Here is a 6,173-nt window from a genome sequence, read left to right as displayed (position 1 = left end):
GCGGCGCGATCGGACGAACTGCGGGAAACCATGATCGAAGAGTACGGCGGCCCGCACCGCATGAGCAATGCAACCACGCAGCGTGCGGCCAACAGCTTTCTCCAGGCAAAAGAACTGTTGAAGACCTTTGATTTCGTCAAGCATGTCGGCATCTCCAAAGTCGTGCTGGAACCGCTCGGCGTGGTCGGCCTCATCACTCCCTGGAACGCCAACTACGGTTTCATCTGCAGCAAGCTGGCCATGGCGATTGCCGCCGGCAGCACCGCAGTGATCAAGCCCAGCGAACTGAGCTCCCTGCAAACCCAGTTGCTCACCGAGTGCCTGCATGCGGCTGGTTTGCCGGCCGGTGTGTTCAACATAGTCACCGGGCGCGGCGCCACGGTGGGCGCGGAAATAACCCGCCATCCCGACATTGCCAAGATTTCATTCACGGGCTCGACCGATGTCGGCAAAACCATCGCGCGCGGCGCGGTGGACACCATGAAGCGCGTCACCCTGGAACTCGGCGGCAAATCGCCGAACGTGATCCTGGATGACGCCGATCTTGAAAAAGCCATCCCCATTGCAATAGCAGCGGCGACTGTCAACAGCGGCCAGGCGTGCATGGCCGGCACCCGCCTGATCGTTCCTGAAAACCGTCTCGAGGAAGTCAAACTGCTCGTGAAAAAAGCGGTGCAAGCCTTGCAGGTGGGAGATCCGCGCAACAGCGATACCGCTATCGGACCAATGGTCACGCAAACCCAATATGACCGGGTGCAACGCTATATCCGGCTGGGCGTGGAAGAAGGCGCGGAACTGCTGGTCGGCGGCGCCGGACATCCGGCCGGCCTGGAACGGGGGTACTTCGTGCAGCCCACCGTGTTCACGAACGTGACCATGGACATGAGAATCGCGAAAGAAGAAATTTTCGGGCCGGTGCTGGCCATCCTGAGCTATAAAACCGAAGCGGAAGCCATCGATATCGCGAACGATACGGTCTATGGCTTGCACGCTTTCGTCAGTTCGTCCGACATCGGCAGGGCAAACAAGGTGGCTGCCCAAATCGTCGCCGGCCGGGTGTTCATCAATGGCATGTATGATGAACCAAGAGCGCCGTTTGGCGGATTCAAGCAGTCGGGCATCGGCCGCGAATTTGGTACCTATGGACTTGAAGCCTACCTGGAGCCGAAAGCCGTCATGGGTCACGGTGAAACAAGCAATGAAAATACGCAATAACGGCAACATCTCTGTGCTCCACTCCGCCCCGCTGGACCTCCTGCGGGCGGAGGTGCTGAGTCATTTCGAAAATATTCCTCAAGAACAGCATGACGTGCCCACCGCGCTGCCCTATCTCTCGTTCATCCGTTTCACCCGCCCCACCGAACTCAGCAGAGGCATGCTGGAGCCGTCGATGTGCCTGGTGCTGCAGGGAACGAAAAAAGTATTGATAGGAACCGAGATCACGCACTACGGGAGCGGTAGTTATGTGCTGTCCGCGATCGATATGCCGATTTCAGGCCAGGTAGTGGAAGCGTCTGTTGCACATCCCTATCTTGGGATAAGGATTGACCTGGACGCCAAGGAAATAGCGGCGCAGATTATTGAAAGCAAGCTCTCGATTCCCAAAAATTCTCACTCGCACGCAGGCGCATATGTGGAGGAATCGGATGTCGAGTTGCAGGAAGCATTCCTGCGCTTGTTGCGGCTGTTGAAGAAACCCAAGGACCTGGCCGCGCTGGCGCCCCTGGTCAAGCAGGAAATCCTGTATCGCCTCATCACTGCCAAAGACGGCGATGTGCTGGGCCAGACCGTGCTGGCCCATTACCAGGAAAAAGGCGTCAACCAGGCGATTCACTGGATCAAGACCAACTACGCCGAACCGATGCAGATCGAGAAGCTGGCCAAGACTGTCAGCATGAGCGTGTCGAACCTGCACCACCGTTTCAAGGCCATCACCATCATGAGTCCCCTGCAGTATCAAAAGCAGATACGCTTGCTGGAGGCGCGTAAGCTGCTCCTGAGCGGCAACATCGAAGCTGCCACGGTGGCGTTCAAGGTGGGCTATGAAAGCCCGTCGCAATTCAGCCGCGAGTATCGCCGGCTGTTTGGCGCCTCGCCGCTGCAAGACATGGAGTATTTGAAACACCATGAGCTGGATCGATAAGGCAGGCTAGCTGCTAGAATAAGACGTTTGTCAGTTCAGCAGGATTCCCATGCCTTCCTACTCTTTTCGTCTTCTGAATGTCTTTGCAGAATCCACTTTCGGCGGCAACCAGCTGTGCGTATTTGAAGACGCGCGCGGCATGGACGACGCCACCATGCAGGCGCTGGCGCTGCAGTTCAATCTCTCGGAAACCACGTTTATCCTGCCGTCGGAGCACGCCACTGCCCGCGTGCGGGTGTTCACGCCCGGTTATGAAATGCGGTTTGCCGGCCACCCTACCTTGGGCACCGCGCACGTGGTGCGCGATCTTTTCAGTACCGGCGACACACTCTCGCTGGAGTTCACGGCCGGTGTAGTTCCAGTGTCTGCCGAAGGCGATGTCTGGACCCTCACCGCACCTCAAAGCGGCGGGCTGAAGACGGCGCCGGCAAATTTGACGCAGGCTGAGATGGCGGCGCTGCTCGGCTTGAATGAAGACGATCTGCTAGCCGCACCGGTATGGATAGACACCGGCGCCGATCAGTTGCTGGTAGCGTTGCGCAGCACGGACGCCGTGCATCGCACCAACCCTGACAGCGCACACCTCGATGCCTGGCCCGAGAGCAGCCTGGAGCGCAAGACCGTTTATGTGTTTGCTTTCGATCCGGCCCGGCCCGGCCGGGTGTTGTCCCGCTACTTCTTTTCCAAGCAAGGCGGCGGCGTGGCCGAAGATCCCGGCACCGGATCGGCTTGCGCCAATCTTGGCGGCTGGCTGATCGCCAACGGGCATACGCTGCCGGCGGAATATGAAATCGAGCAAGGCGAGGCTGTGCAGCGCCCCTGCCTGCTACGGCTGAAAGTGAGCGCTGACCGTGCCATCCAGGTGGGCGGCAAGGTCATCGAAATCGGCCGTGGCAGGATCAGCTTGTAGCGCGCAGTTTCACGCAGTTGTAAATTCAGGCTCGCGCCTGCGACCAGCGCCGGTAGCGCCGCGTCAGCCGGCGTGTGCGGAACTGGTCGATGATCAAACTGAATAGCGCCGAATGATTGCTCGCCGCGGAGCGGCTGGCGCCTAACAGGCGCAAGCGACGCTTGACCAGGGCCATGCGCGCTACCGCCGCCATGACCTGGTCCTTCCAGTCGACTTGCGGACTGCTGGCAGCCTGGTCACCGCCTGCCAACCATTGCGCCGGCAAATCGGGCACAATCGCCAGCGCCGTCGCCATGCCTGCCACCGCCACGCCGCTGGCCAGCACCCGTTCCGCAACTGCCTTGCGGCTGATGCCGCCAGTAGTCATCACAGGCATGTGCGCGACGGCAGCCAGTTCTTTGGCAAACTCCAGGAAATAAGCTTCGCGCGCCAAGGTACGGCCGTCTGCGGTGCGCCCTTGCATCGCCGGACTTTCATAACTGCCGCCGGACAGTTCAACCAGGTCCACCTGCAAATCGTTAAGCCAGAGGATGACTTGCCGTGCATCGTCCTCGCTAAAACCGCCGCGCTGGAAATCGGCGGAATTGAGCTTTACTGCCACGCAGAATCCGGTCGGGACCGCCGCCCGCACAGCGCGCACCACATCGAGCAGCAAGCGCGCCCGGTTTGCCAGGCTGCCGCCCCACTGGTCTTGGCGCTGATTGCTCAGGGGCGACAGGAATTGGGAGATCAGGTAGCCGTGTGCGGCATGGACTTCGACCCCGCTGAACCCTGCCCGCTCGGCGGCGGCGGCGCTGGCGGTAAAGCGCGTGACAACTTCCTGTATCTCGCCGTCGCTCATGGCTTTCGGCTGTACGAACAGCTTGCTGTGCTTGCCCATGTCCAGCGCCAGCGCCGACGGCGCCCACGCCATGCCGCCCATGGCGGCCATCACCTGGCGTCCCGGATGATTGAGTTGCATCCAGACCTGCGCGCCCTTGTGCTTTGCCGCCTGCGCCCACTGTGCAAAGGATTCCAGCGGCGTATCCGCTTCCAGCACGATGCCGCCGGGCCCGGTCAGCGCCCTGCCGTCGATCATGACGTTGCCGGTAATGATCAGTCCCGCGCCGCCGTCGGCCCAGGCACGGTAAAGCCGGTGGATGGCGGCGCCGGGCAGTTGGCCGCTGTCCGCCATGTTTTCTTCCATGGCGGCTTTCGCCAAGCGGTTAGGCAGGACGCTGCCGTTCGGAAGTTGTAAAGATGAAAACATGGTTGAAGTCATGGCGGAAACGCTGGAAAAGTAGGAAATACTGTATGCTAAGCTTGAAGTCAACTTGAAGGTCAAGCGATATGAAGATTGGTGAACTGGCGGACAAAACCGGCATGGCGGCCTCGGCCATTCGCTACTATGAGCAAAGCGGCCTGCTGCCCAAACCTGAGCGCGGCGCCAACGGCTACCGCGACTATGCCGACGCCGCCATCGAACGCCTGCGCCGGATCCAGATGGCGCAAAGCCTGGGATTTTCGCTGGACGCTATCCGCAGCGTATTCGCCAGCAATGAGGAACTGTCGAAGGACGACCTGCTAAGCAAGCTGGACGGCCGGCTAAAGGAGATCGAACAGCTCATGGACACCTTGCGTGAGCAGCACCAGCATCTAAGCAGTCTGCGCAGCACGCTGCAAGAAAGCTGGGCAGAGGGAGAATGCCTGAAGACCACCAGCCTGGTTAACGGCAAGCTGGCCAAGCAGCACTAAGCGTCCTTGTATTCCGAATACTTGCGCGCATCCCCGCGTACTTTATCGGCAGGATATTTAAGCCGGTTGAGGACCATTTTTTCTGACACGGCTGCGCGCAGATCGACATCGAGCTTATCGGCAAGGCGGACCAGGTAAACCAGCACATCGGCCATTTCATGCCGCACCTGCTGCAACTTTGCTGTATCAAGTTCGTCGCCGCCGCCGGTTGGCAGCCATTGGAAATGCTCAAGCAGCTCCGCTGCTTCGACGCACAGCGCAGCCGACAGGTTTTTCGGGGTATGGAATTGATCCCAGTCGCGCTCGGCGACGAACTGCCGAACCTCATCGCGCAAGCTGGCAAATTCACCGTTATCAGACTGTTCGACCATGGCAGCGCTCCGTTTTGAATTTCCACCATGATATAGGTAGCCGGAGCAGCAGGCAGCTGCTTTGATTGGCGCTTTGAATATCAATCCAACAAGCACTTTCATCGCAAGGCCCTACGTGATATAAGGTTACTTGTTACCTTGCTTTCAGCAAGCTGCTCTCGATTGGTGTTTTGTGAACAGACGTGCCGCCGTTTAATGATGGGACCATCATCTCGGTAAGGATGCATATGGACATGAGCGTAAAAATCGGCGGGCAGCCGGAAGCAATCCGCAGGGTGACAAAAATCTATTCACGCCTGTTAATCGCCGGCTTTGCACTGTCGCCGGCTATCCTGATCGCCTACCTGTATTTCTTCCAGGACCCGGGGCTCAAATTCGAAGACCACCTGTTCCACGAAATCGCGATTGCCGCCGCGACTCTGGAAGGCGTTTTTGTCACCTATGTCAGCTGGCGTTGCTACCTGTCGTCGGGTGAACCGCTGCTGCGCTGGCTGACCCTCGGGTTTTTAGGATTCACCCTGATCTATGCCTTGCACGGCGTCTTCACCGGCATGGCGCACCACAATATCTGGCTGTTCCTGCTATACGGCCCTGCATCGCGCCTGGCGATGGCGATCCTGCTGCTGATCGGCTTGTTATCCTTCAATCAGGAGCCCGACGCTCCCGAGCAGCGTATCAATCCGCGTCCATGGCGGATATGGATCACGGCGTTTTTGCTGATAGATATCGCGGTAGCGTTTATCGCCTATTCGGCGATTGCCGGCAGTCCCGCGGTACGGCTGACAATGGAAGGCGGCGCCCTGTTCTTCTCGGCAGTCAATATCATCCTCATGCTGGCCGGACGCATCCGCTCGCCGCTGATGACGATCTTCGGCATTTCGATCGCCCTGTTCGGCTTGTCGTCGCTGGCGTTCATTCTCGGCAAGCCGTGGAACCATATGTGGTGGCTGGCCCACGCCATCTTCGCCGGCGGATTTTTCTTCCTCAGCTACGGCATCATCCAGGCATTCCATAC

6 protein-coding genes and 1 pseudogene are annotated in these 6,173 nt (G+C 59.2%); 5 read left to right on the top strand and 2 right to left on the bottom strand.

Annotated features, from left to right (window positions below; genetic code table 11):
* From JWQ61_RS00190 to JWQ61_RS00180, 3 genes are all read left to right on the top strand, one after another.
* Positions 1 to 1,215 (top strand): aldehyde dehydrogenase family protein (locus JWQ61_RS00190; RefSeq protein ID WP_304358724.1); only part of this gene is annotated, 1,215 nt, incomplete at its 5' end.
* Positions 1,199 to 2,143, top strand: a complete 945-nt coding sequence (locus JWQ61_RS00185) for an AraC family transcriptional regulator (RefSeq protein ID WP_304358723.1) — start codon at positions 1,199 to 1,201, stop codon at positions 2,141 to 2,143. The genes JWQ61_RS00190 and JWQ61_RS00185, both read left to right, overlap by 17 nt.
* Positions 2,144 to 2,192: 49 nt before the next feature.
* A complete protein-coding gene (locus tag JWQ61_RS00180) occupies positions 2,193 to 3,053 on the top strand; it encodes a PhzF family phenazine biosynthesis protein (protein ID WP_304358722.1) in 861 nt (286 codons plus the stop codon).
* A gap of 25 nt (positions 3,054 to 3,078) precedes the next feature.
* Here JWQ61_RS00180 and JWQ61_RS00175 read toward each other — a convergent pair whose 3' ends face one another.
* Entirely contained in the window at positions 3,079 to 4,302 is a 1,224-nt protein-coding gene (locus JWQ61_RS00175) for an NADH:flavin oxidoreductase/NADH oxidase family protein (protein ID WP_304358721.1), read from the bottom strand.
* 80 nt (positions 4,303 to 4,382) lie between these two features.
* On the opposite strand from JWQ61_RS00175, the gene JWQ61_RS00170 reads away from it, so the two are divergent.
* Positions 4,383 to 4,787 carry a MerR family transcriptional regulator gene (locus tag JWQ61_RS00170; RefSeq protein WP_304358720.1) on the top strand — a complete coding sequence of 135 codons (405 nt, stop codon included), beginning with the start codon at positions 4,383 to 4,385 and terminating at the stop codon, positions 4,785 to 4,787.
* Here JWQ61_RS00170 and JWQ61_RS00165 read toward each other — a convergent pair.
* A complete protein-coding gene (locus JWQ61_RS00165; RefSeq protein ID WP_304358725.1) occupies positions 4,784 to 5,158 on the bottom strand; it encodes a nucleotide pyrophosphohydrolase in 375 nt (124 codons plus the stop codon). The genes JWQ61_RS00170 and JWQ61_RS00165 overlap by 4 nt on opposite strands.
* A gap of 233 nt (positions 5,159 to 5,391) precedes the next feature.
* Between JWQ61_RS00165 and JWQ61_RS00160 the strand changes: the two are divergent.
* A pseudogene (locus tag JWQ61_RS00160) lies at positions 5,392 to 6,173 on the top strand (GGDEF domain-containing protein); the annotation flags it as partial.

Origin of the sequence: Collimonas fungivorans (assembly GCF_028292705.1) — a bacterium.
In the GTDB taxonomy this organism is placed as follows: domain Bacteria; phylum Pseudomonadota; class Gammaproteobacteria; order Burkholderiales; family Burkholderiaceae_D; genus Collimonas; species Collimonas fungivorans_B.
The sequence above is the reverse complement of the archived record's forward strand: the minus strand, read 5'-3'. Positions and strand labels throughout refer to the sequence as shown.